At 71.8% G+C, this 20,705-nt stretch carries 22 protein-coding genes; 16 read left to right on the top strand and 6 right to left on the bottom strand.

Features of this window, described 5'->3' with window-relative positions; translation table 11 throughout:
* Positions 1–40: 40 nt before the first annotated feature.
* From ABZ340_RS17855 to ABZ340_RS17865, 3 genes are all read right to left on the bottom strand, one after another.
* On the bottom strand, positions 41–808 hold the full coding sequence (locus ABZ340_RS17855; RefSeq protein WP_358782705.1) for an SDR family NAD(P)-dependent oxidoreductase: 768 nt from the start codon (positions 806–808) through the stop codon (positions 41–43).
* Between the two features lie 37 nt (positions 809–845).
* On the bottom strand, positions 846–2,012 hold the full coding sequence (locus tag ABZ340_RS17860) for an acyl-CoA dehydrogenase family protein (protein ID WP_358782706.1): 1,167 nt from the start codon (positions 2,010–2,012) through the stop codon (positions 846–848).
* Positions 2,013–2,175: 163 nt separating this feature from the next.
* Positions 2,176–2,994 carry a TetR/AcrR family transcriptional regulator gene (locus tag ABZ340_RS17865; protein WP_358782707.1) on the bottom strand — a complete coding sequence of 273 codons (819 nt, stop codon included), beginning with the start codon at positions 2,992–2,994 and terminating at the stop codon, positions 2,176–2,178.
* A 157-nt stretch (positions 2,995–3,151) separates the two neighbouring features.
* Here ABZ340_RS17865 and ABZ340_RS17870 point away from each other — a divergent pair, with 157 nt between their 5' ends.
* From ABZ340_RS17870 to ABZ340_RS17880, 3 genes are read left to right on the top strand one after another with little or no spacing between them, the layout of a single operon-like run.
* The gene (locus ABZ340_RS17870) at positions 3,152–4,006 is read left to right on the top strand and encodes an acyl-CoA dehydrogenase family protein (protein WP_358782708.1); all 855 of its coding nucleotides are present in this window, start codon (positions 3,152–3,154) and stop codon (positions 4,004–4,006) included.
* Entirely contained in the window at positions 4,003–5,160 is a 1,158-nt protein-coding gene (locus ABZ340_RS17875) for an acyl-CoA dehydrogenase family protein (RefSeq protein ID WP_358782709.1), read from the top strand. The genes ABZ340_RS17870 and ABZ340_RS17875 overlap by 4 nt, the downstream gene beginning before the upstream one ends.
* 10 nt (positions 5,161–5,170) lie before the next feature.
* Positions 5,171–5,962, top strand: coding sequence for an enoyl-CoA hydratase (locus ABZ340_RS17880; RefSeq protein WP_358782710.1), 792 nt, complete (start codon positions 5,171–5,173; stop codon positions 5,960–5,962).
* Positions 5,963–6,080: 118 nt separating this feature from the next.
* On the opposite strand, the gene ABZ340_RS17885 is transcribed toward ABZ340_RS17880, so the two are convergent.
* Genes ABZ340_RS17885 through ABZ340_RS17895 form a run of 3 tightly spaced genes read right to left on the bottom strand, consistent with a single transcriptional unit; the run spans position 6,081 to position 7,677 of the window.
* A complete protein-coding gene (locus ABZ340_RS17885) occupies positions 6,081–6,590 on the bottom strand; it encodes a carboxymuconolactone decarboxylase family protein (protein ID WP_358782711.1) in 510 nt (169 codons plus the stop codon).
* Positions 6,587–7,306 (bottom strand): SDR family NAD(P)-dependent oxidoreductase, encoded by a 720-nt coding sequence (locus ABZ340_RS17890; protein WP_358782712.1) that lies wholly within the window; start codon positions 7,304–7,306, stop codon positions 6,587–6,589. The genes ABZ340_RS17885 and ABZ340_RS17890 overlap by 4 nt, the downstream gene beginning before the upstream one ends.
* On the bottom strand, positions 7,303–7,677 hold the full coding sequence (locus tag ABZ340_RS17895; RefSeq protein ID WP_358782713.1) for a hypothetical protein: 375 nt from the start codon (positions 7,675–7,677) through the stop codon (positions 7,303–7,305). The genes ABZ340_RS17890 and ABZ340_RS17895 overlap by 4 nt, the downstream gene beginning before the upstream one ends.
* 198 nt (positions 7,678–7,875) lie before the next feature.
* Here ABZ340_RS17895 and ABZ340_RS17900 point away from each other — a divergent pair, with 198 nt between their 5' ends.
* From ABZ340_RS17900 to ABZ340_RS17960, 13 genes are all read left to right on the top strand, one after another.
* Complete coding sequence (locus ABZ340_RS17900; RefSeq protein WP_358782714.1) at positions 7,876–8,607, top strand: SDR family oxidoreductase; 732 nt, start codon at positions 7,876–7,878, stop codon at positions 8,605–8,607.
* Positions 8,604–10,070 carry an aldehyde dehydrogenase family protein gene (locus ABZ340_RS17905; RefSeq protein ID WP_358782715.1) on the top strand — a complete coding sequence of 489 codons (1,467 nt, stop codon included), beginning with the start codon at positions 8,604–8,606 and terminating at the stop codon, positions 10,068–10,070. Before ABZ340_RS17900 ends, ABZ340_RS17905 begins: the two co-directional genes overlap by 4 nt.
* A complete protein-coding gene (locus ABZ340_RS17910) occupies positions 10,067–11,272 on the top strand; it encodes a CoA transferase (RefSeq protein WP_358782716.1) in 1,206 nt (401 codons plus the stop codon). The genes ABZ340_RS17905 and ABZ340_RS17910 overlap by 4 nt, the downstream gene beginning before the upstream one ends.
* A 58-nt stretch (positions 11,273–11,330) precedes the next feature.
* On the top strand, positions 11,331–12,713 hold the full coding sequence (locus ABZ340_RS17915; RefSeq protein ID WP_358782717.1) for an ABC transporter substrate-binding protein: 1,383 nt from the start codon (positions 11,331–11,333) through the stop codon (positions 12,711–12,713).
* A gap of 41 nt (positions 12,714–12,754) precedes the next feature.
* Complete coding sequence (locus ABZ340_RS17920; RefSeq protein WP_358782718.1) at positions 12,755–12,946, top strand: ferredoxin; 192 nt, start codon at positions 12,755–12,757, stop codon at positions 12,944–12,946.
* A gap of 34 nt (positions 12,947–12,980) precedes the next feature.
* Positions 12,981–14,348 (top strand): cytochrome P450, encoded by a 1,368-nt coding sequence (locus tag ABZ340_RS17925; RefSeq protein ID WP_358782719.1) that lies wholly within the window; start codon positions 12,981–12,983, stop codon positions 14,346–14,348.
* The gene (locus ABZ340_RS17930; protein WP_358782720.1) at positions 14,345–16,015 is read left to right on the top strand and encodes an OB-fold domain-containing protein; all 1,671 of its coding nucleotides are present in this window, start codon (positions 14,345–14,347) and stop codon (positions 16,013–16,015) included. Before ABZ340_RS17925 ends, ABZ340_RS17930 begins: the two co-directional genes overlap by 4 nt.
* Positions 16,012–16,926 carry an alpha/beta fold hydrolase gene (locus tag ABZ340_RS17935; protein WP_358782721.1) on the top strand — a complete coding sequence of 305 codons (915 nt, stop codon included), beginning with the start codon at positions 16,012–16,014 and terminating at the stop codon, positions 16,924–16,926. Before ABZ340_RS17930 ends, ABZ340_RS17935 begins: the two co-directional genes overlap by 4 nt.
* Positions 16,919–17,419: a DoxX family protein gene (locus ABZ340_RS17940; protein ID WP_358782722.1), complete on the top strand. Its 501-nt coding sequence runs from the start codon at positions 16,919–16,921 to the stop codon at positions 17,417–17,419. Before ABZ340_RS17935 ends, ABZ340_RS17940 begins: the two co-directional genes overlap by 8 nt.
* The gene (locus tag ABZ340_RS17945; RefSeq protein WP_358782723.1) at positions 17,416–18,258 is read left to right on the top strand and encodes an NAD(P)-dependent oxidoreductase; all 843 of its coding nucleotides are present in this window, start codon (positions 17,416–17,418) and stop codon (positions 18,256–18,258) included. The genes ABZ340_RS17940 and ABZ340_RS17945 overlap by 4 nt, the downstream gene beginning before the upstream one ends.
* A 99-nt stretch (positions 18,259–18,357) precedes the next feature.
* The gene (locus ABZ340_RS17950) at positions 18,358–18,978 is read left to right on the top strand and encodes a TetR/AcrR family transcriptional regulator (protein WP_358782724.1); all 621 of its coding nucleotides are present in this window, start codon (positions 18,358–18,360) and stop codon (positions 18,976–18,978) included.
* A 12-nt stretch (positions 18,979–18,990) separates the two neighbouring features.
* Positions 18,991–19,209 carry a hypothetical protein gene (locus tag ABZ340_RS17955; RefSeq protein ID WP_358782725.1) on the top strand — a complete coding sequence of 73 codons (219 nt, stop codon included), beginning with the start codon at positions 18,991–18,993 and terminating at the stop codon, positions 19,207–19,209.
* A 224-nt stretch (positions 19,210–19,433) separates the two neighbouring features.
* On the top strand, positions 19,434–20,666 hold the full coding sequence (locus tag ABZ340_RS17960) for an amidohydrolase family protein (protein ID WP_358782726.1): 1,233 nt from the start codon (positions 19,434–19,436) through the stop codon (positions 20,664–20,666).
* Positions 20,667–20,705 lie beyond the last annotated feature (39 nt).

Below are 20,705 nucleotides of genomic sequence, written 5' to 3' on the forward strand. Positions count from 1 at the left end.
TGTTCGGCTGAACCATTCAACACAGCCGGGAAGGCGCCTGTCACATGACCATGCCCCCGTCCACCGGCAGCACCTGTCCGGTGACGAACGAGGCGGCGTCCGAGGCGAGGAACACGAACGCCCCCGCCACCTCCTCCGGTTCGGCCCACCTGCCGAGCGGAATGCGGGCGAGCATGGGCTCGGCGAACCTGGGGTCGGTGCGGATGGTCCGCGTCATCGGCGTCGCGGCCAGTGGTGCCAGTGCGTTGACCAGGATGCGCCTGCGGGCCAGCTCCCGGGCGAGGGACTTGGTGAGGCCGATGATGCCCGCCTTGGCCGCCGAGTAGTTCACCTGGCCGAGGGTGCCGGTCAGGCCGGCCGAGGACGTGACGTTGATGACCCGTCCGGTCCCGTCCGTGGCGAGGAACGGCAGGGCCGCCTGCGTGCAGTGGAAGGCGCCCATCACATGGATGTCGATCAGTCGCCGGACGGATTCCTCCTCCAGCTTGTCGAACATGGCGGGAGCGGTGATCCCGGCGTTGTTGACGAGGATGTGCAGCGTCCCGCCGGCCGACGCGGCGGCCCGGGAGACCGCGCTGTCGGCGGCGTTCCGGTCCGTCACGTCGAGAGCCGCGCTGTCGGCGCTCAGGCCCGCCGCGGTGAGCTTTCGCGCCACGGCCGCCGCGGCCTTGCCGTCCACGTCGGTGACGAGCACCGCGGCTCCGGCGCGGGCCAGCGCCCCCGCCACCGCCGAGCCGATCCCGCCGGCGGCTCCCGTGACGAGCGCCGAGCGCCCGGTGAGGTCGAACAGTCCCGTACGGTCGGTCATGCCTGGCTCCTGGTCGTCTGTGTCGTCCATGGGAGGGTCAGTAGCTGCGTGGCAGGCCCAGGGTGTGGGACCCCAGGTAGTTGAGGACCATCTCCTGGCTGACCGGCGCGATCCGCATCAGCCGGGCCTCGCGGAAGAAGCGGGCCACCGGGTACTCCTCGGAGTAGCCCATCCCGCCGTGGGTCTGCAGGGCGCGGTCCGCGGCCGTGAACCCCGCGTCGGCGCAGAGGTACTTGGCGGTGTTGGCCTCCCGCCCGCAGGGCCGGCCCCGGTCGTAGAGCCAGGTGGCCTTGCGCAGCACCAGCTCCGCGGCGTCGAGCCGGGCGAGCGAGTCGGCGAGCGGGAACTGGATGCCCTGGTTCATGCCGATGGGGCGGCCGAACACCTCGCGTTCCCGGCCGTAGGCCACCGCCCGGTCCAGGGCCACCCTGCCGATGCCCAGGGCCTCGGCGGCGATCAGCATCCGCTCGGGGTTGAGGCCGTCGAGCAGATAGCGGAACCCCTGGCCCTCCTCGCCGACCCGGTCCCGTACGGGGACGCGCAGTTCGTCGATGAACAGCTCGTTCGAGGTGACAGCGTTGCGCCCCATCTTCGCGATGGGGCGGATGTCGACGTGGTCGCGGTCGAGGTCGGTGAGGAACAGGGTCATCCCGTCCGTCGGCTTCGTGACCTCTTCGCGCCGAGAGGTGCGGGTCAGCAGCAGGATCTTCTCCGACTCCACCGCCTTGGAGATCCACACCTTGCGCCCGCTGACGACGTAGTGGTCTTTGTCCCGCCGGGCGTACGTGGTGATGCGTGTCGTGTCCAGGCCCGCACCGGGCTCGGTCACACCGAAGCACACGTGCAGGTCGCCGTCGGCGATGCGGGGGAGTGTCCGGCGTTTCAGCTCGTCGGAGCCGTGCACCACCACCGGGTGCATGCCGAAGACGGACAGATGGATGGCGCTGGCCGCGTTCATCCCGCCCCCGGAACGGGCCACCTCCTCCAGCAGAAGGGTGGCCTCGGTGATGCCGAGGCCGTGGCCGCCGTACTCCTCCGGGACGGTGATGCCCAGCCAGCCCCCGTCGGCCACGGCGGCGTAGAACTCCTCGGGGAAGGCGTGATCGCGGTCCTTCTCCATCCAGTACCGGTCGTCGAAGTCGCGCAGCAGATCGGCGACGGCCTTGCGGATCGTCTCCTGGTCCTCGGTCAGCTCGAAATCCACGGCGGGGGACCCCCTCTGCCGGTTGCTGATGTGTGAAACATATCAAAGGTCAGACCGATGCGGGCGTCAACCGTCCGTGGCTGCCGAGTGGCCGGGCGGAGGGAGCAACGTGCGAGAAGGGCCCGCGCGGTACGTGGGCCCTTCGAGGTGTACGGCGGTGGGGTCAGGCCGTGGAGCGGGACGAACCCTTCGCGGCGGCGGTCTTCGCGGCGGCCGCCTTCTTCGTCGCCGTCCTCCTGGCGGTCGTGGACTTCCTGGCCGCGGTCGCCTTCTTGGGCGAGGCGGACGTGGCTGAGCCCTCGGGGGCGGCCGGGGCTGCCCCGCGGATGCCGCCCAGGCAGAACGCCCACACGTCCTCGGCGCCGATCCGGGAGGGCTGCGCACCGACCGGGGCGGCGGGTGCCTGGGCCGTGAACATCGCCGTCTGCATGATCAGGGACGCGGTGCGGCGGGGGCGGGGAGCGACGGCCTGGCCGGCCTCGACCGCGTCCTCCACCAGTTCCGTGAAGAGGGCCAGCAGCGGCAGGTGGGCGGTGGCCACCTGGTCCGGATGGCTGACCAGCAGCTGGATGGCGAAGTCGGTGAACAGCGGGGACTGTTGTCCCTCACGCGGTGTGGAGGACTCGTACAGCAGGCCCACCGCCACTTCGAGCCGCTCCAGCGGACCCGTCACGGTCGAGAGCTTCTCCCGCATCTCGGTGGCCGACCTCGACAGGGCGTCCTCGAAGAGGGCGAGCAGCAGCTCGTGCTTGCCGTCGAAGTGCTGGTAGAAGCTGCGCAGCGACTGGCGGGACCGCTCCACGACCTCCTGGACGGTGAAGTCGGTGGTGCCCTTGTCGGCGATCAGTTCCTGCGCCGCGTCCAGGAAGCGCTGCACGCGCTGCTCGGCGCGCAGCTTCGCTGCCCGGGTGGAGCGCTCGACGGCACGCTGCCGCCACGCGGGCTCAGGAGACTCGACCGGTTCGGCGGGGACGACACTCATGGGTAGAACGGTACTCCACATATGTGAAAAGCGGTGGCGCTCGCCCTACCGAATCGCCCTCCGCGCGAAACGAGACTCTTACTTTCATGTATCGAGAATGATATTCTCGCCGCGGTTCCTGCCACAGACCAAGACCGCGGGAGAGCGGAGGCCGGGCGTGGAGTTCGAACTGGACGAGGAGCAGCGGATGCTGCGTCGTGCGGTACGGGAGACGGTCGCGAAGGTGCGGTCGCAGCCCGAGGAGCGGCAGTGGGACACCTACCGGAGCCTGGGCTGGCTCGAAGCGCCTCCGCTGGAACTGGTCCTCATCCTGGAGGAACTCGGGTACGCGGCCGATCCGACGCCGTTCCTGGCCACCGCCACCTGGTTCCTGCCGTTGACCGGCCGGCTGCCCGAGGGCAGCGGAACGGCCGTCTTCGACGGCACCGGACGGTACGTCCTCGACGCCGACCGCGCCGACGAGATCGCCCTGCTCACGCCCGACGGTGTCACCGTCGTCCCCGGGGCGGGCCTCGCCGCCGAGCGGATCGGGGTCCTCGACCCGCACCTGCACGTGGCGCACGTCGACGCCGGTCCGCTCACCGCCGGCGTCCCCCACCTCGCCCTGACCGGCCTCGCCGCCACCGCGGTCGGCGCCTGCCGCCGCATCCTCGACCTGGTCCTCGCGCACGTGAAGCAGCGCATCCAGTTCGGCCGGCCCCTCGGCTCGTTCCAGGCCGTGAAGCACAAGGCGGCCGACATGCACGTGGCCGTGGAGCGCGCCCGCGCCCTCGCCCACTTCTCGGCGCTCACGATCGCCGAGGACGACCCGCGCCGCGCCCGGGCCGCGCACATGGCCAAGGCGGCGGCGGGGGAGTGCCAGCGCCTGGTGTTCCGCCACGGCCTGCAACTGTTCGGCGCCATGGGCTTCACCTGGGAGAACGAGGTGCAGTTCCACCTGAAGCGGGCCCAAGCCTGCGACTTGCTGCTCGGCACCGCGTCCGCCCACAGGAAGGCCCTGCTGACCGCATGAAGCTCGCCGACGACCCCGAGGTGGAGGAGTTCCGCGCCCGGTTCGCCGCGTTCCTCGACGCGCACCTGCCCACCGAGGCGGAGGCCCGGGAACGCTCCCGCTCCAGCGCCCACGTCCCCGACTGGGCCCGCCGCTGGCAGCGCACCCTCTTCGAGCACGGCTGGCTGCTGCCCGGCCAGCCGCCCGAGTACGGCGGCCGGAACGCCACCCTGCCCCAGCAACTCGCCCATCTGGAGGAACTGGCCCGCCGCCGGATCTACCACAGCTTCAATCCGCAGGGGCTCGGCATCATCGCAGCCTCCCTGCTCACCTTCGGCACCGAGGAGCAGAAGCGGCGCTGGGCCGTGCCGATCCTGCGCGCCGAGATCACCGCCGCACTCGGCATGAGCGAACCCGAGGCGGGTTCCGACCTCGCCTCCCTGCGCACCCGCGCCGTCCTCGACGGAGACACCTTCACGGTGAACGGGCAGAAGATCTGGACGTCCGGCGCCCACAACGCCGACGTACTGCTCACCTTCGTACGCACCGATCCCGACGCCCCCAAGCACCATGGGCTCAGCGCGCTGCTCGTCCCGACCGCCGCCGACGGCGTCGTTTGCCGGCCCTTCGGCTCGATCAGCGCCGAGGACGACCTCGACTTCAACGAGGTTTTCCTCACCGATGTCCGTGTCCCGCGCGAGAATTTGGTCGGGCCGCTCAACGAGGGGTGGCGGGTGGCGAACGGCTCGCTCGGGCACGAACGCACGCTGCTGTGGCTGTCGTACGCCGAGCGCCTGGAGGACCTGGTGCGGGACGCGGCCGACGTCGGCGCCGGCCAGGAGTGGTACGCCACCGTCCTCATGGACCTGACGGCGCTGAGGCTGCTCGGGTACCGCCAGCTCGGCCCGGACCGCGACCCCGCCGAGATCTCCGTCCTCAAGCTGCTCGGTTCCGAGGCCGTCCAGACGGCCTCCCTGCACGCCCTGGAGGCGCGCGGAGCCGACGCACTGCCACACCCCGCCCGCACCGGCCCGTACCACCACATGCACCACGAGGTCTTCGTCTCCAGCTGGTTCGAGCGGTACGCGCGCAGCTTCGCCGGCACCATCGCGGGCGGTACCAGCGAGATCCAGCGCAACATCATCGCCGAGCGCATCCTCGGCCTACCGCGTTAGGACGCCGGTCATGGACCAGATCCTGTACGACACCGAAGGCGGCGTCGCCGTCATCACCCTGAACCGTCCCGAGGCCGCCAACGCGCAGACCATGGCCCTCCTCGACGACCTGGACGCCGCCTTCACCCGCGCGGCCGCCGACGAGGAGGTACGCGTGGTCGTCCTGCGGGCCAACGGGCGGCACTTCTCGGCCGGGCACGACCTGAAGGACCGCTGGCCCGCCCCCGGCGAGATCACCCTGGAGTGGATCTACGACGCGGAGACGCGCCGCTACCTGGAGTACGCGCTGAAGTGGCGGAACCTCCCGAAACCCACCATCGCGGCCGTGCAGGGCAAGTGCATCGCCGCCGGACTGATGCTGTGCTGGCCGTGCGACCTGATCGTGGCGGCCGAGAACGCCGAGTTCTCCGACCCGGTGGTGCACATGGGAATCGGCGGGGTGGAGTACCACGGGCACACCTGGGAGCTGGGTCCGCGCAAGGCCAAAGAAATCCTGTTCACCGGCCGGCCGCTGACCGCCCGTGAGGCGGAGCAGGCGGGCATGGTGAACAAGGTCGTCCCGCTCGACGCCCTGGACGACACGGTCCGCGAGCTGGCGGCGCGGATCGCGAAGATGCCGCCCTTCGGACTGCGGCAGGCCAAACGGGCCGTCAACCAGACGCTGGACGTCCAGGGCTTCTACGCGGCACTCCAGTCCGTCTTCGACATCCACCAGACCGGCCACGGCAACGCGCTGAGCGTGGGCGGCTTCCCGATCCTGACCCGCCTGGACGAGATGAAGCAGCGGATCAAGCAGAGCTGAGGACCACACGGCCGGGGGAAGCGGGCCCGTACCGGAGCCGGGACGGCTCCGGTACGGGCCCGGTCTGCCGGTCGCTCGCGGGTGTCCGTGCCGGACGTGTGGTCGTCCGGCAGCGGCGTCAGCCACTGCCGGGCACGGGATCGGGCTCCACCTCGAAGGTGTTCAGCGCCGCGGCGAGCATGCCGTACGCGCCCACGGTGAACACGAAGTCCAGCAACTGCCGTTCGTCCAGCTGTTGCGCCAGCTCCGCGTAGGTGCCGTCGGAGAGGGTGGACGAGGTCTCCAGTTCGTCGACGGCCCGGTTCACCAGCGTGCCGGCGCCCGCGCGCACGTCCTCGAACTCCTCCTCGGTCACGCCGGCCCGGCGGCCGATGAGCACGTGCTGCTCCCATTCGTAGGGGCACCGGCGGCGCCACGCCACTCTCAGGATCGCCAGCTCGCGGGTCTTCTCCGGCAGCGAGTTGCGGACCAGCAGATGGGCGGAGAAGGTGAGGAACGACTTGGCCAGCGCCGGATGGCGGAGCAACAGACCGAGGACGTTCGAGGGGGGCACGGCCCGCCCGCCCGTCAGCGGACGCAGCGCCTCGGCGTCCCACTCCTCGTACGGCACGGGACGCAGCCTCGTCATGTGTTGCGTCCTCCGTTCACGCCGATGATCTGGCCCGTGATGTAGCCCGCTTCCTCACTCACCAGGAAGGAGCACGTCGCCGCGATGTCCTCCGGTCGGCCCACACGGCGTACCGGGGTGCGCGCGATGTGGTCCTCGATGGTGCCGCCGAGCCGCTGCTCCCGCTCGGCCGTGCGCAGCATCGGGGTGTCGATGAAACCGGGCGGGACGGCGTTGACGGTGATGCCCCGGGGGCCCAGCTCCAGGGCGAGGGACTTGGTCAGTCCGTTGACCGCCGACTTGGCGGCGACGTAGTGGGCCATGAACGGCTGGCCGGAATGGGTGCTGGACGAGGAGATGTTGACGATCCGCCCCCAGCGCCCCTCCCACATGTCCGGCAGCGCGGACTGCACGCAGTGGTACACCCCGTTGAGGTTGATGTCCACGACGCGCTGCCACTCCTGGAAGGACAGTTTCGCGAACCGGGTGAAGCCGTCCTTGCCCGCGGCGTTGACCAGTACGGAGACCGGTCCGTAGCGGTCGCGCACCGCGTCCATCGCCTTGTCCACCTGCGCACGGTCGGTGATGTCCACGGTCAGCGCATGGCCCTCCTCGGCCGGCGCGATGTCGAACACGGCCACATCGAGGCCGTCGGCGGCGAGCCGCCGGGCGATCGCCCGGCCGATGCCGGAGGCGCCCCCGGTGACGACGGCCGTCCGTTTCGACGGGGCGCTCATGCGAACGCCTCGTCACCGACGACGGTCGTGCGGTGCAGCAGCCGCTCCGCATTCTCGTCGTAGGGCAGTGCCCGGTGCGGGATGCCGGTGTAGTCCCGGACCGCGAGGTCGCCGACCTCCCGGTCGTGGGCGTGGCGGAACCGCTCCCGGGTGGTCCGGTCGAGCAGGGCGCGGCTCTCGTCGGGGTCGTCGCCGAGCGTGCGGCTGAAGGCGGACCGTTGCTCGTCGTCGAGGTGCAGCCCTCGCACGAGGAGGACTCCGCGCCGCGTCAGCGCCTCGGCCGCCCGGTGGACGAAGGCGTCGTCGAGCGGGTCCGTCACGCCGGTGAACTCCACCCCGAGCGACGCGCTCAAGGCCTTCGATCGGATCATGAAAACACCCCTTCCGTATGTGAGAACCATATTCTCATCGCGGCTTCGACGGGAAGTCCCGCGTCGGGCGCGGGAGTTGCACAGGTCGTCGCATGGAGGGAGCGGGGAGAGGGGGTAGGCATCAGGTTCTCTTGTTCGGAACCTTGATTCGCTGAAATTGAGAATGTAGTTTCCGACCAACCGAGCAGGGAGGCTGGGATGCGGTTCAGGGACAAGGTGGCGATCGTCACCGGGGCCGGCCAGGGCATCGGCGAGGGTTACGCGAAGGCACTGGCCGCCGAGGGCGCGCGGGTGGTGGTCGCCGAGCTCAACGAGGACCAGGGACAACGCGTCGCCAAGGAGATCGGCGACGCGCTCTTCGTGCGGACCGACGTCGGCGACCCGGCGTCCGCCGAGGCACTCGCCGCCACGGTGATCGGCGAGTTCGGCCGCATCGACCATCTGGTCAACAACGCGGCGATCTTCCAGGGCATGCGCCGAGAGGGCCTCACCACCGTCGACCACGCCTACCTCGACCGGTTCCTGAAGGTGAACCTGCTCGGCGCCCTGTACATGACACGAGCCGTCCTGCCGCACCTGAAGGAGGGCTCGGCCATCGTCAACCAGTCGTCCACCGCGGCCTGGCAGGCCACCGGCTTCTACGGCCTCGCCAAGGCGGGGATCAATCACCTCACCGCCTCCCTCGCCGCGGAACTCGGCGACCGGGGCATCCGCGTCAACGCCATCGCACCCGGCCCCACGGACACCGAGGGCTCCCGCGACATCATCCCCGAGCAGGCCCGCGAGGCGCTGGTGCGGTCGCTGGCACTCAAGCGCATGGGACGGCCGGCGGACCCGGCCGGGCTGCTCCTCTTCCTGCTGTCGGACGCGGCGAGCTGGGTGACCGGCCAGGTCATCGCGGTCGACGGCGGATCGGTGGTGCGGCTGTGACCACCACCGCCACCCGCTGCCTGCTCATCGACGGAAAGCTCCGCACCACCGATACGACCTTCGCCTCCCACAACCCCGCCAACGGCGAACTGGTCGGCCACGCGCCCGAGGCCACCCGCGACGACGCCGAGGCCGCCGTCGCCGCCGCCCGCCGCGCTTTCGACACCACCGGCTGGCCCACCGACCGGGACCTTCGGCTGCGCTGCCTGCGCCAACTGCACCAGGCCCTCGACGAGCACCGTGAGGAACTGCGCGAACTGACCATCGCCGAGGCCGGCGCACCCCGCCAGCTCACCCACGGCCCCCAGCTCGACGAGCCGATCGGCATCGTGCCGTACTACGCCGACTTGCTGGAGACCTACGAGTTCACCGAGGACCTGGGCGAGGTCGAGTCACGCGGACAGCGTCACCACCGCTGGGTCGAGAAGGAAGCGGCCGGCGTCGTCGCCGCGATCCTGCCGTACAACTTCCCCAACCAGCTCGCCCTGGCCAAGCTCGCCCCCGCACTCGCCGCCGGCTGCACCGTCGTCCTCAAGGGCGCCCCGCAGACCCCGCTCACGACCCTCGCCCTCGGCGAACTGATCGCCGAGCACACCGACATCCCGCCCGGCGTCGTCAACGTCCTCAGCTCCTCCTCCCCGAAGGCCGGTGAGGTGCTCACCACCCACCGCGACGTCGACGCGGTCACCTTCACCGGCGCCACCGCCACGGGCCGGCGCATCATGGCCGCCGCGGCCGGATCGGTGAAGCGGGTCTTCCTCGAACTCGGCGGCAAGTCCGCCATGATCGTCCTGGACGACGCCGACCTCGCCAAGGCCGCCATGTTCGCCGCCTTCACCATCTGCTCCCACTCGGGCCAGGGCTGCGCCCTCACCTCCCGCCTCCTCGTGCCGCGCGCCCGGCACGACGAGATCGTGCAGATGGTCGCGGCCGGACTGGACCGCGTCCGGGTCGGCGACCCCACCGACCCGAAGGTGAACATGGGCCCGCTCATCAGCGAACAGCAACGCGACAAGGTCGACGGCATGGTCCGCCGTGCCGTCGACGACGGAGCCGTCCTGGTCCGCGGCGGCAAGCGCATCGACCCCGGCTTCTTCTACGCGCCGACCCTGCTGGCCGGCGTCGACCCGGCGAGCGAGATCGCCCAGGAAGAGGTCTTCGGCCCGGTCCTCGCCGTGATCCCCTACGACGACGAGGACGACGCCGTCCGGATCGCCAACGACTCCAGGTACGGGCTGTCCGGGGCCGTGCACAGCGCCGACGAGGACCGCGCGGTCCGGATCGCCCGGCGCATCCGCACCGGCACCTTCTCCATCAACGGCGGCAACTACTTCGCCCCCGACGTGCCCTTCGGCGGCTACAAGCAGTCCGGCATCGGCCGGGAGAGCGGCCGGTCCGGATTCGAGGAGTTCCTGGAGGAGAAGGCGTTCGCCCGCATCGTCGCACCGCGGGAGCGGGGATGAAGCCGCTGGAGGGGATCCGCGTCCTGGAGGTGGCGATGTACGGCTTCGTGCCCTCGGCCGGTGCCGTCCTCGCCGACTGGGGCGCCGACGTGGTCAAGGTCGAGCACGCCGTCACCGGCGACCCGCAGCGCGGACTGCGCCAGACCGGCAGCTTCAAGGTCGAGGGCGACCCCAACCCCAACGTCGCCCACGCCAACCGGGGCAAACGCTCCCTCGGCCTGGACATGGCCCACCCCGAGGGCCGTGAGGTCCTCCACGAACTGGTCCGGGACGCCGACGTCTTCCTCACCAGCTTCCTGCCCGCCTCCCGCGCCCGGCTCGGAATAGACGTCGACGACATCCGGGCCGTCAACCCGCGCATCGTCTACGCCCGCGGCAGCGCCCTCGGGCCCCGCGGCGCCGAGTCCGACCGGGGCGGTTACGACATGACCGCCTTCTGGGCGCGGGCCGGCACCGCCGCCAGCATCACCCCGCCCGGTACGGACGGCGTGATCACCGCGCCCGGACCGGCCTACGGCGACACCATCTCCGGCACCAACCTGGCCGGCGGCATCGCGGCGGCCCTGCTCCGCCGCGAACGCACCGGCGAGGCGTCCGTCGTCGACGTCTCCCTGCTCGGCAGCGGCCTGTGGGCCCTCGGCCACTCCATCGCCCTGTCCCTGCACCTGGACCGCGCCTGGGAGGGCGTCACCCCCAGCACCCACGCCTCGCCCGCCAACCCGCTGACCGGCCTCTACCGCACCGCCGACGGCCGGTACATCTCGTTCGTCATGCTTCAGCCCGCGAGGTTCTGGGCCAACGTGTGCCACTGCGTCGGCCGCCCCGACCTCGCCGACGACCCCCGGTTCGCCACCGCCGAGTCCCTCGCGGCGCACACCGGCGACGCGGTGGAGATCCTGCGCGAGGTGATCGCCGGCCGCCCGCTCGCCGAGTGGTCCGAGCGGTTCGCCGCGCTGGAGGGACCCTGGGCGCCCGTGCAGGACACGGTCCAGGCCGCCGCGGACGCCCAGGTCCGCGCCAACGGGTACATCGCACAGGCCGGTGACCTCGAACTGGTCGCCAGCCCCGTCCAGTTCGACGTCGAGGACACCACCCTCGGACCCGCTCCGGAATTCGCCGCGCAGACGGAGGAGATCCTCACCGAGCTCGGCTACGACTGGGACCGCATCCTCGCCCTCAAGGCGAGCGGCGCGGTCACCTGACCCGCATCTTCCGTCACCTCCCCCGGACGACGACGTCCGGGCTCGCCGAGGAGGCACCATGCGCAGGCTGATCACCGGCGGTGTCACCGCTCTCGCGGTGTTGCTGGCCGCGGGCTGCTCCACCCGGTCCGACGACGAGACCGACTCCGCGCGGCAGAACGGCCCGACCCCGCAGCGGACCCAGGCCGCATCGTCCGACTTCGGCACCCTGAAAGACGTGTGCGGCCCCGGCACCGCGGGGAAGTCCTCCGTCCAGGGCGTCACCGACGACGCGATCCGGGTCGGAGTCCTGACCGACGTCGGGTTCACCAAGAAGTCGGAGTTCGTCGACACGGCGAAGGTCTTCACCTCCTGGTGCAACGACGCCGGCGGCATCAACGGCCGCCATATCGAACCCGTCACCCGGGACGCGCGGTTCACGGAGGTCCGGCAGCGGACACTGGAAGCCTGCAAGGAGGACTTCGCGCTGGTCGGCGGCGGAGCCGCCCTGGACAGCCTGGGCGTCAAGGACCGGCTGACCTGCCTGCTGCCCAACTTCCCCGCGCAGTCCAGCCAGATCGGTGCCATCGGCTCCGACCTCCAGGTCATCGCCTCACAGCCGAGCGCGGGCTACTTCCAGTACCCGGGTTACTACACCTGGCTGATGAAGGAGAAGCACCCCGGCTCCGCGCGGAAGGTCGGCGTCATCGCCGGCGACTCCCCGGTGACCAAGGTCATGTCCGCCCAGTTCGAGGAAGCCGTGGCCGGCCTCGGCGGCAAGGTCTCCTACACCGACCTCTACCCGGCGTCCGGCGTCTCCGACTGGACACCGTACGCCCAGGCGATCAAGAAGGAGGGTGTCAAGGGACTGGTCTTCCTCGGCGACTTCGCCAGCCTCGCCAAACTGGAACAGGCCCTCACCAGCATCGACTACGCGCCCGACTGGATCGACGCCAACTCCAACGCCTACGGCCCCGCCTTCCCCAAGCTCGCGGGCACGGCCCTGGCCAAGCAGCACAACTACGCCGAACTGTTCGCCACCGCACCGCTGGAGAGCGCGGCCGACAACCCCGCGACCCGGCAGGCCCTCGACCTGTTCGAGAAGTACGCGCCCGGCAAGGAAGTCACCTACCCCGCTCTGCGCGCCTTCTCCGCCTGGCTGCTGTTCGCCACCGCCGCCCGGGACTGCTCCACGCTGACACGCGCCTGCGTGTACGAGAACGCCCGCAACAACACCGACTGGACGGCCGGCGGCCTCCAGGCACCGTTCGACCTGACCTCGAAGCAGCCGACCCGCTGCTTCACGGTGGTGGAGGCCACCGCCGACGGCTGGCGGCCCGCCGACTTCGAACCCGACCAGGGTGCCTTCCGCTGCGACGGCCCCCTCTACAAGTACGAGGCCGACTACGGAAAGCCGGCCACCCTCGCCTCCGTCGGCAAGTCCCTGTCCGACCTGACCTGACCTGACCTGACCGACCTGAACGTGAACGGGAGCTGAGTGACGTGAAGGTACGCGTCGACCCCGAGCGCTGCCAGGGGCACACCCTGTGCGCCATGCGCGCCCCCAAGGTGTTCGAACTGAGCGAGATCGACGGACACTCCTCGCCGGTCTCCGAAGAGGTGCCCGACGACCAGCAGGACCAGGTGGTGGAGGCCGTCCGGTCCTGCCCCGAGCGAGCCATCAGCGTCTTCTGAAGCGGGCGCGGCCGACACGAGGAGAACGCACACCATGACCGCATCCGACCCCCACGACGACGACACCCGCAGGCAGCCCCGCGTCCACTTCGACCGGCACGCCCCCGGGTACCGCGACCGGTTCGAGGAGCAGACCCGCGCCTTCCACGCCGGCTGCCCGCTCGCCTGGACCGACACCTACGGCGGGCACTGGGTCGCCGCCGGCAACCGCGAGCTGCTCGCCTTCGCCCGCGCCGGGCAGAAGCTGTCCAACGACCACGACGTGCACGGCGAACGCCGCGGCTACCAGGGCATCAGCATCCCGGCGCCGGAGCGCGGCAAGGGCTTCCGCGGCGGGTTCCTGGAGATGGACCCGCCCGAACAGCGCGCCTACCGCACTGCCCTCAACCCCTACCTCTCCCCGGCGGCCGTCGCCCGCTGGATCCCGTTCATCGACGAGGTGGCCCGGGCCTGCCTCGACGAGAAGATCGAGTCCGGGCGGATCGACTTCGTCGACGACCTCGCCAACATCGTCCCGGCCGTCTTCACCCTCGCCATGATGGGCGTGCCCCTGAAGAAGTGGCAGCTCTACAACGAGCCGGCCCACGCCGGCGTCTACACCCCGCCGGACTCCCCGGACATGCCCCGGGTGGTCGAGGCCCACATGGCGATGCTCAAGGACATCGCCACCACCCTCCACGAGGTCCGCGCCCACCCGCGCCCCGGCCTCGCCGACGCGCTCGCCCGCCTGGAGATCGACGGGAAGACCCCGTCCGACCTCGACCTGGTCGGGGCCATGGCCCTGCTCATCGGCGGCGGCTTCGACACCACCACCGCGCTCACCGCCCACGCCCTGGAGTGGCTCTCCCAGCACCCCGACCAGCGGACGCGGCTCAGCCGGGAGCGCGACACCCTGCTCGACACGGCCACCGAGGAGTTCCTGCGCTACTTCACCCCGGCACCCGGTGACGCGCGGACGGTCGCGGAGGACTGCGAGATCGCCGGGAAGGAGTTCAAGGAGGGCGAGCGGGTGTGGCTGTCGTGGGCGATGGCCAACCGTGACCCGGCCGTCTTCCCCGACCCGGACCGCGTCGACCTCGAGCGCGGCGGCAACCGGCACACCGCCTTCGGCCTCGGCATCCACCGCTGCATCGGCTCCAACGTGGCCCGTACGGTCTTCAAGCGGATGCTGATCCAGGTACTGGACCGCATCCCGGACTTCGCGTGCGACCCCGAGGGCACCGTCCACTACGAGACCATCGGCGTCATCCAGGGCATGCGCCACCTGCCCGCCACCTTCACGCCCGGGCGCCGGCTCGGCCCGGGCCTGGACGAGACGCTGGAGACCCTCCAGCGGGCGTGCGACGAGCAGGGGCTCGCCGAGCCGGTGACGGTGCGCAAGGCGGAGGCGAAGATCCGTTGACGGCGTCCGACCCGGGGACCGCCCGTCCGCTGCCGCAACCGGACCAGGAGAGCGCATTCTTCTGGGCCTCCGGCCGCGACGGGCGGCTCCGCCTCCGGTCCTGCACCGCCTGCTCGGCGCTGATCCACCCGCCGCAGCCGGTCTGCCGCCACTGCCGGGGCCGTGACACCAAGATCCGCGAGGTCTCCGGCCGCGCCCGGCTGATCGGCTTCACCGTCAACCACCGCTTCGCCGTCCCGGGCCTGCCCACGCCGTTCGTCGTCGCCCAGGTCGCGCTCGAAGAGGATCCCCGGGTCCGCCTCACCACCAACGTCGTCGGCCACCCGCCCGAGGACCTGCGCCTCGGCATGTTGATGGAGGTCGTCTTCGAGCAGGCCGGTGACGCCTGGCTGCCGCTCTTCCGTCCCGCCGCCGACCAGCCGGAGCCCACCCCGCTGCCACCCGACGACCCGGCTCCCGGACAGATACGGGCCCAGGTCCGCCGCGCCCCGGCGGCCCGCCGGTTCGAGGAGCGGGCCGTCATCAGCGGCGCCGGGGCCTCCCGCATCGGGCGCCGCCTCATGGTTCCGCCCCTGCACCTCACCGTGGAGGCGTGCGAGAAGGCCGTCGCCGACGCCGGCCTCACCCTCGACGACATCGACGGCCTGTCCACCTACCCCGGCGGCGGCGCGTACGGCGGCTTCGCCGAAGGCGGCGTCACCGCCCTGGAGTCGGCCCTCGGTCTCCGCCCCGTCTGGCACAACGGGGCCGGCGAGACCTTCGGCCCCGGCGGCTGTGTGATCGCCGCGATGCTCGCGGTCGCCGGCGGCCTCGCCCGGCACGTGCTGTGCTACCGCACGGTGTGGGAGGCCACGCACGCCGAACTCGTCCGCCAGGGAAGGATCCGGCTGCCCCGAGGGGGCGCCGCCGACGGCTGGTTCAAGCCCTTCGGCGCCGTCTCACCCGCGATCATGCTGGCGATGAACGCCCAGCGGCACATGCACCGCTACGGCACCACCCGCGAGACCCTCGGCTGGATCGCCCTCAATCAGCGTGCCGCCGCCGCCCGCCACCCGGACGCGATCTACCGCGACCCACTGACCATGGACGACTACCTCTCGGCACGCACCATCACCACTCCCTTCGGCCTCTACGACTGCGACGTCCCCTGCGACGCCGCGACCGCCGTCGTCGTCTCCGCCGCCGAGACGACACCGGACCTGCGCAAGCCCCCGGTCCGGATCGAGGCCGTCGGGACGCAGATCGTCGAACGCCCCGAGTGGGACCAGGCCACGCTCACCCACGAACCCCAGGTGCTCGGCCAGGCCGCCCACCTGTGGACCCGCACCGAGCTGCGTCCCGCCGATGTCGACGTGGCGCTGCTGTACGACGGATTCACCTTCAACTGCCTGTCCTGGATCGAAGCGCTCGGCTTCTGCGGCATCGGCGAGGCCCGCGACTTCCTCGACGGCGGCAAGAACATCGCCCCCGACGGCCTCCTCCCGCTCAACCCGCACGGCGGACAGCTCTCCCACGGCCGCACCCACGGCATGGGCCTGCTCCACGAGGCCGTGCTCCAGCTGCGCGGCGAGGCGGACGCCCGCCAGGTGGCGGGCGCGCGGACGGCCGTGGTCTCCAGCGGCGGGCTCACCCCCAGCGGCGTACTCCTGCTCAGGACGGACGGATGACCTCGACCGAACCCGAACTCACCACCGGCGTCCACCGGGAGGTGGTGGACGTCCACGGCCTCCCCGCCTCCGCGCTGGTCGCCGAGGCCGACCGCCCACGGGCCGTGATCGTGGCCGTGCACGGCGGCGCCACCACCTCCGCCTACTTCGACCACCCGGGCCACCCCAGGCTCTCGCTGCTGCGCACCGCCGCCGCGGCCGGATTCACCGTCGTCGCCCTCGACCGCCCCGGCTACGGCAGTTCGGCCGGGCACGAGGAACGCATGCGGACGCCCGAACAGCGCACCGACTTCGCGTTCGCCGCCGTCGACGCCTTCCTCCAAGGCCGGGACGGCGGCCTCGGCGTGTTCCTCTGGGCGCACTCCGCGGGCTGCGAGCTGACCGTGCGGATGGCCGGCGACCCGCGCGGCGCCGGCCTGCTCGGAGTGGAACTCGCCGGCATGGGACGGACCCACCACCCGCGGGTGCTCACCGCCATGGAGGAGTGGCGACGCGATCCCACCCGCACCCGGCCCAACCTGCGCGACGCCCTGTGGGACCCGCCGCACGCCTACCCGCCCGACGTGTACGGCGGACGCGGCATCGGTGCCACCTCGCCCTCGTACGAGGGTCGCAGGGAAGGCTGGGAGCAGGAGTTCGGCCGCCTCGCCGGGCGCGTGCGGGTGCCGGTCCACCTCACACTCGCCGAGTACGAGCAGGTGTGGGCCAACGGTCCGGAAGGTCTGGCCGACCTCGCGTCCCTGTTCACCGCGGCGCCGCGCCTGGTGCTGCACGAGCAGGCGGGCGCCGGGCACAACACCAGCGTCAGCCGCACCGCGCTCGCCTACCACCTGCACGTCCTGGCCTTCGTCGAGGAGTGCGCCCTCGGCGTGCCGGCACTGCCCTCGGAGCGGGGGCGGCGCGATGGGTGAGCCCGCGGACGCCGCCCTCCTCCTCGTCCGGGTCGTCGTGGGCGTGGTGATGGTGGCGCACGGCTGGAACCACTGGCGCGGCGGTGGCGGCATCGCCGGGACGGCGGGCTGGTTCGCCGGACTCGGCCTGCGCCGTCCCCGGCTGCAGGCGTGGCTGAGCGTGGTCACGGAGATCGGCGCGGGACTCCTGCTGGCCGCGGGTCTGTTCACGCCCTTGGCCTGCGCGGCCGTCCTGTCCGTGATGCTCGTCGCCGGGCTGCTCGCCCACCGCCCGCACGGCTTCTTCGTCTTCGAGGAAGGCTACGAGTACGTCCTCGTCCTGGGCGTCCTGGCGGTGGCGCTCGGGGCGTGGGGGCCGGGGGAGTACGCGGTCGACACGGCGGCGGACCTCGCGGTGACCGGATGGGCGGGTGCCGGCCTGGTGCTCGCGGTGGCAGTGGTGGCGACGGGCGGCTTGCTCGCCGCCTTCTGGCGGCCACGGGAGACGACGTGAGAGGACGACGCGACATGCGGGTCGGTTTCATCGGACTGGGCAGTCAGGGCGCGCCGATGGCACGGCGGATCGCCGAAGCGGGATACGAGACGACACTGTGGGCACGCCGCTCCGCCACGCTCGAACCCTTCGCGGACACCGCCGCGAAGACCGCGGGGTCACCGGCCGAACTGGCCGCCGCGAGCGACGTGGTGTGCCTGTGCGTCGTCGACGACGCCGACGTCGAGCAGCTCACCACCGGCACGGACGGCGTCCTCGCCGGGATGCGCAGGGGAGGGGTGCTCGTGGTGCACTCCACCGTCCACCCCGAGACCTGCCGCCGGCTGGAGGAACGCGCCCGCTTCCAGCGGGTGTCGGTCCTGGACGCGCCGGTCAGCGGTGGCGGACGGGCCGCGCAGCAGGGCACCCTGCTCGTCATGGTGGGCGGCGACCCCCAGGTCTTCGCCTTCTGCCGTCCTCTGTTCGCCACCTACGGCGATCCCGTCGTCCACCTCGGTCCCACCGGTGCCGGGCAGATCGCCAAGCTGCTCAACAACGTCCTCTTCACCGCACAGTTGGGGCTCGCCGCGGACGCTCTCGAACTGGGCGGCCGGCTGGGCCTGGACACCGCCGGGCTGGGCCGGATCCTGCCGCGCGGCAGCGCGGCGAGCTTCGCCCTGGAACGGGTCGTCGACGCGGGCGGGACGCTGCGGCGCATCGCCGGGCACGCGGGCGGGCTGCTGGCGAAGGACATACGGCTGTTCACGAGCATCGTCGAGAGCGCCGGCACCGAGGACGAGCGACGGCCCGGCCCGGTACGGCAGGCGGCCCGCTCGGCCTTGGACGCCATGGGGCGGTGACCGCCGAGGCGCCGGGACGTACCCTTCCCGGCTCTTCGCCCGGGACGCCCGGGTGCGTACTGTGTGCGAGCACGGTTCCAGCGGCGGAAGGGGGACGACGTGGGTTCTGCCCGGCGGGAGGACATCCTGGCGGCGGCCCTGGAGGTCTTCGCCGAGCGCGGTTTCAAGAACGCCTCGATCGACGCCGTGGCCGAGCGAGCCGGGCTGACCCGGCAGGGGGTACTGCACTACTTCCCCAGCAAGAAGCGGTTGCTGCTGGAGATGCTGGACTTCCGCGAGCAGCTGAACCGCGAGCACCTGGCGGACCATCCGGCCGGCGAGGACCTGCCCGCCGACTTCGCGGCGGCCGTCGCCTTCGAACAGGGACACCCCTCGTTCGCCACCGTGCACAGCGTGGTGATGGCCGAGGCGGTCACCGGTCAGGAACCCGCCCGCAGTTACGTGGCGGACCGCTGCCGGTCCCTGCAGGCCCACCTCGCCGCGCGCCTGGCCGAGCGCTACGGCGAACGGCTGCCCAGCGGCCTCAGCGCGTCGGCCGCCGCCACGGCTTTCCTCGCCCTGGTCGAAGGCGTCCACCAGCTGTGGCTCGTGGACCCGGGCCCGGACACCGACCGCTACCCGAGCATCGTCCGGGACGCGATGGCCGTCCTGGTGGGCGACACCGAACACGGCGACGGCAACGGGGGCGACTGCGCTCAGGACCCCGTGGTGAAGGGGTAGCTCCGGGAGGGTGTGCTGCGGGAGGCCCTGTCCCACGGCGGTGCCGCGAGCAACGCCTCGGCGGCGTCCGCCGCCCGGGGCGGGAGCGCCGGGCCGGCCGTGGGTGCCGGAGCCTTCCTCCGCAAGGACCTCGCGGTGGTCTTTGGCCTGGCGGGGGAACCGGGCCTGGCGCTCGGGCCGCTGGAGCACGCCGCGCGGAGCCTGGAGGACGTGCTGACCGAGGAGCGGTGACCGTTCGCGCGCCGGCGGATGACGGTCATGGACAATCGATGGAAACAGTATTCTCCATAAATGAGATCACTGTTATCTTCGGGTCGACCGGCCGCGCGGCGCCGCCCAGCGAGCAGACACGGAGATGCCGAGATGGACCATGTCCTCACCGCCCCGTTCACCACTCCCGGTCCCGCGGAGGGCGCCGCGTGACGGCCGCGCGGAACAGGGAGCCGCGACCCCCGGTGCTGTTGACGGCCCCGCGCCTGCTCGACATCGACAAGGGCGAACTGGTCGAGCCCGGCGGGCTGCTGATCACCGGCGAGCACATCGCCGAGGTGGGCCGGCCGGACCGCCTCCCCGAGGGCACCGTGGTGCGCGACCTCGGCGACGTCACCCTGATGCCGGGTCTGATGGACATGGAGGTCAACCTCTTCCTCGGCGGCCCCGATCACCGCAGCCCGCTGATCCCGGTCCAGGAGGACCCGGCCGTGCGCACCCTGCGGGCGGTGGCCAACGCCCGGCGGACGCTGCGACGCGGCTACACCACTGTGCGCAACCTCGGCCTGTTCGTGCAGACGGGCGGCGTCCTCCTCGACGTCGCGCTGAAGAAGGCCATCGACCTCGGATGGGTGGAAGGACCGCGCGTGGTGCCCGCCGGGCACGCGATCGCCCCGACCGGAGGCCATCTCGACCCGACGATGTTCCAGGCGTTCGCACCGGGCGTGCTGCCGCTCACCGTCGAGGAGGGCATCGCCAACGGGGTGGCGGAGGTGCGCAAGGCGGTCCGGTACCAGATCAAGTACGGCGCACAGGTGATCAAGGTGTGCGCGTCCAACGGGGTCATGTCGCACACCGGCCCCGCCGGCGCACAGCAGTACTCGGACGAGGAACTGCGCGCCATCGTCGACGAGGCGCACCGGGCGGGCGTGAAGGTCGCCGCGCACTGCATGGGCGACTCCGCCATCCGGGCCGCGGTCGAGGCCGGCATCGACTGCATCGAGCACGGCTTCCTGGCGAGCGACGCCACCCTGGACCTCATGGTGGAGCGCGGCACCTTCCTGGTCGCCACCACCTCACTGACCGAAGGGATGAACACCGAGCACGCCGACCCCGCCCTCAGGGCCAAGGCGGCCGACGTCTTCCCGCGCGCCCGCGCATCCACGTCCCGCGCGATCCGGCGCGGTGTCAAGGTCGCCCTCGGTACCGATGCTCCCGCCATTCCGCACGGCAAGGGAGCCATGGAGCTGCGCGCCCTGGTGGACCGGGGCATGCGGCCACTGCAGGCCCTGCGCGCCGCGACCACGGTCGCCGCCGACCTGATCGGGGCGGACGACCGGGGACGCCTGGCACCGGGCCTGCTCGCGGACGTCATCGCCGTGCCCGGTGATCCGCTCGCCGACGTCTCCGTCACCGAGCGGGTGTCGTTCGTCATGAAGGGCGGCCAGGTGCACCGCGACGACACGCCGCGGCCCTGAGCCCCACGACCACCCGGCCGGCCGAGCCGCGGGGAGCCG

It is taken from the genome of Streptomyces sp. NPDC006134 (assembly GCF_040628835.1).
GTDB lineage: Bacteria > Actinomycetota > Actinomycetes > Streptomycetales > Streptomycetaceae > Streptomyces.

Coding starts and splice junctions, on each gene's coding strand:
- ABZ340_RS17855 (WP_358782705.1), bottom strand. CDS start 808: ATGACCGACCGTACGGGACTGTTCGACCTCACCGGGCGCTCGGCGCTC.
- ABZ340_RS17865 (WP_358782707.1), bottom strand. CDS start 2,994: ATGAGTGTCGTCCCCGCCGAACCGGTCGAGTCTCCTGAGCCCGCGTGG.
- ABZ340_RS17875 (WP_358782709.1), top strand. CDS start 4,003: ATGAAGCTCGCCGACGACCCCGAGGTGGAGGAGTTCCGCGCCCGGTTC.
- ABZ340_RS17880 (WP_358782710.1), top strand. CDS start 5,171: ATGGACCAGATCCTGTACGACACCGAAGGCGGCGTCGCCGTCATCACC.
- ABZ340_RS17885 (WP_358782711.1), bottom strand. CDS start 6,590: ATGACGAGGCTGCGTCCCGTGCCGTACGAGGAGTGGGACGCCGAGGCG.
- ABZ340_RS17890 (WP_358782712.1), bottom strand. CDS start 7,306: ATGAGCGCCCCGTCGAAACGGACGGCCGTCGTCACCGGGGGCGCCTCC.
- ABZ340_RS17895 (WP_358782713.1), bottom strand. CDS start 7,677: ATGATCCGATCGAAGGCCTTGAGCGCGTCGCTCGGGGTGGAGTTCACC.
- ABZ340_RS17900 (WP_358782714.1), top strand. CDS start 7,876: ATGCGGTTCAGGGACAAGGTGGCGATCGTCACCGGGGCCGGCCAGGGC.
- ABZ340_RS17910 (WP_358782716.1), top strand. CDS start 10,067: ATGAAGCCGCTGGAGGGGATCCGCGTCCTGGAGGTGGCGATGTACGGC.
- ABZ340_RS17915 (WP_358782717.1), top strand. CDS start 11,331: ATGCGCAGGCTGATCACCGGCGGTGTCACCGCTCTCGCGGTGTTGCTG.
- ABZ340_RS17925 (WP_358782719.1), top strand. CDS start 12,981: ATGACCGCATCCGACCCCCACGACGACGACACCCGCAGGCAGCCCCGC.
- ABZ340_RS17935 (WP_358782721.1), top strand. CDS start 16,012: ATGACCTCGACCGAACCCGAACTCACCACCGGCGTCCACCGGGAGGTG.
- ABZ340_RS17940 (WP_358782722.1), top strand. CDS start 16,919: ATGGGTGAGCCCGCGGACGCCGCCCTCCTCCTCGTCCGGGTCGTCGTG.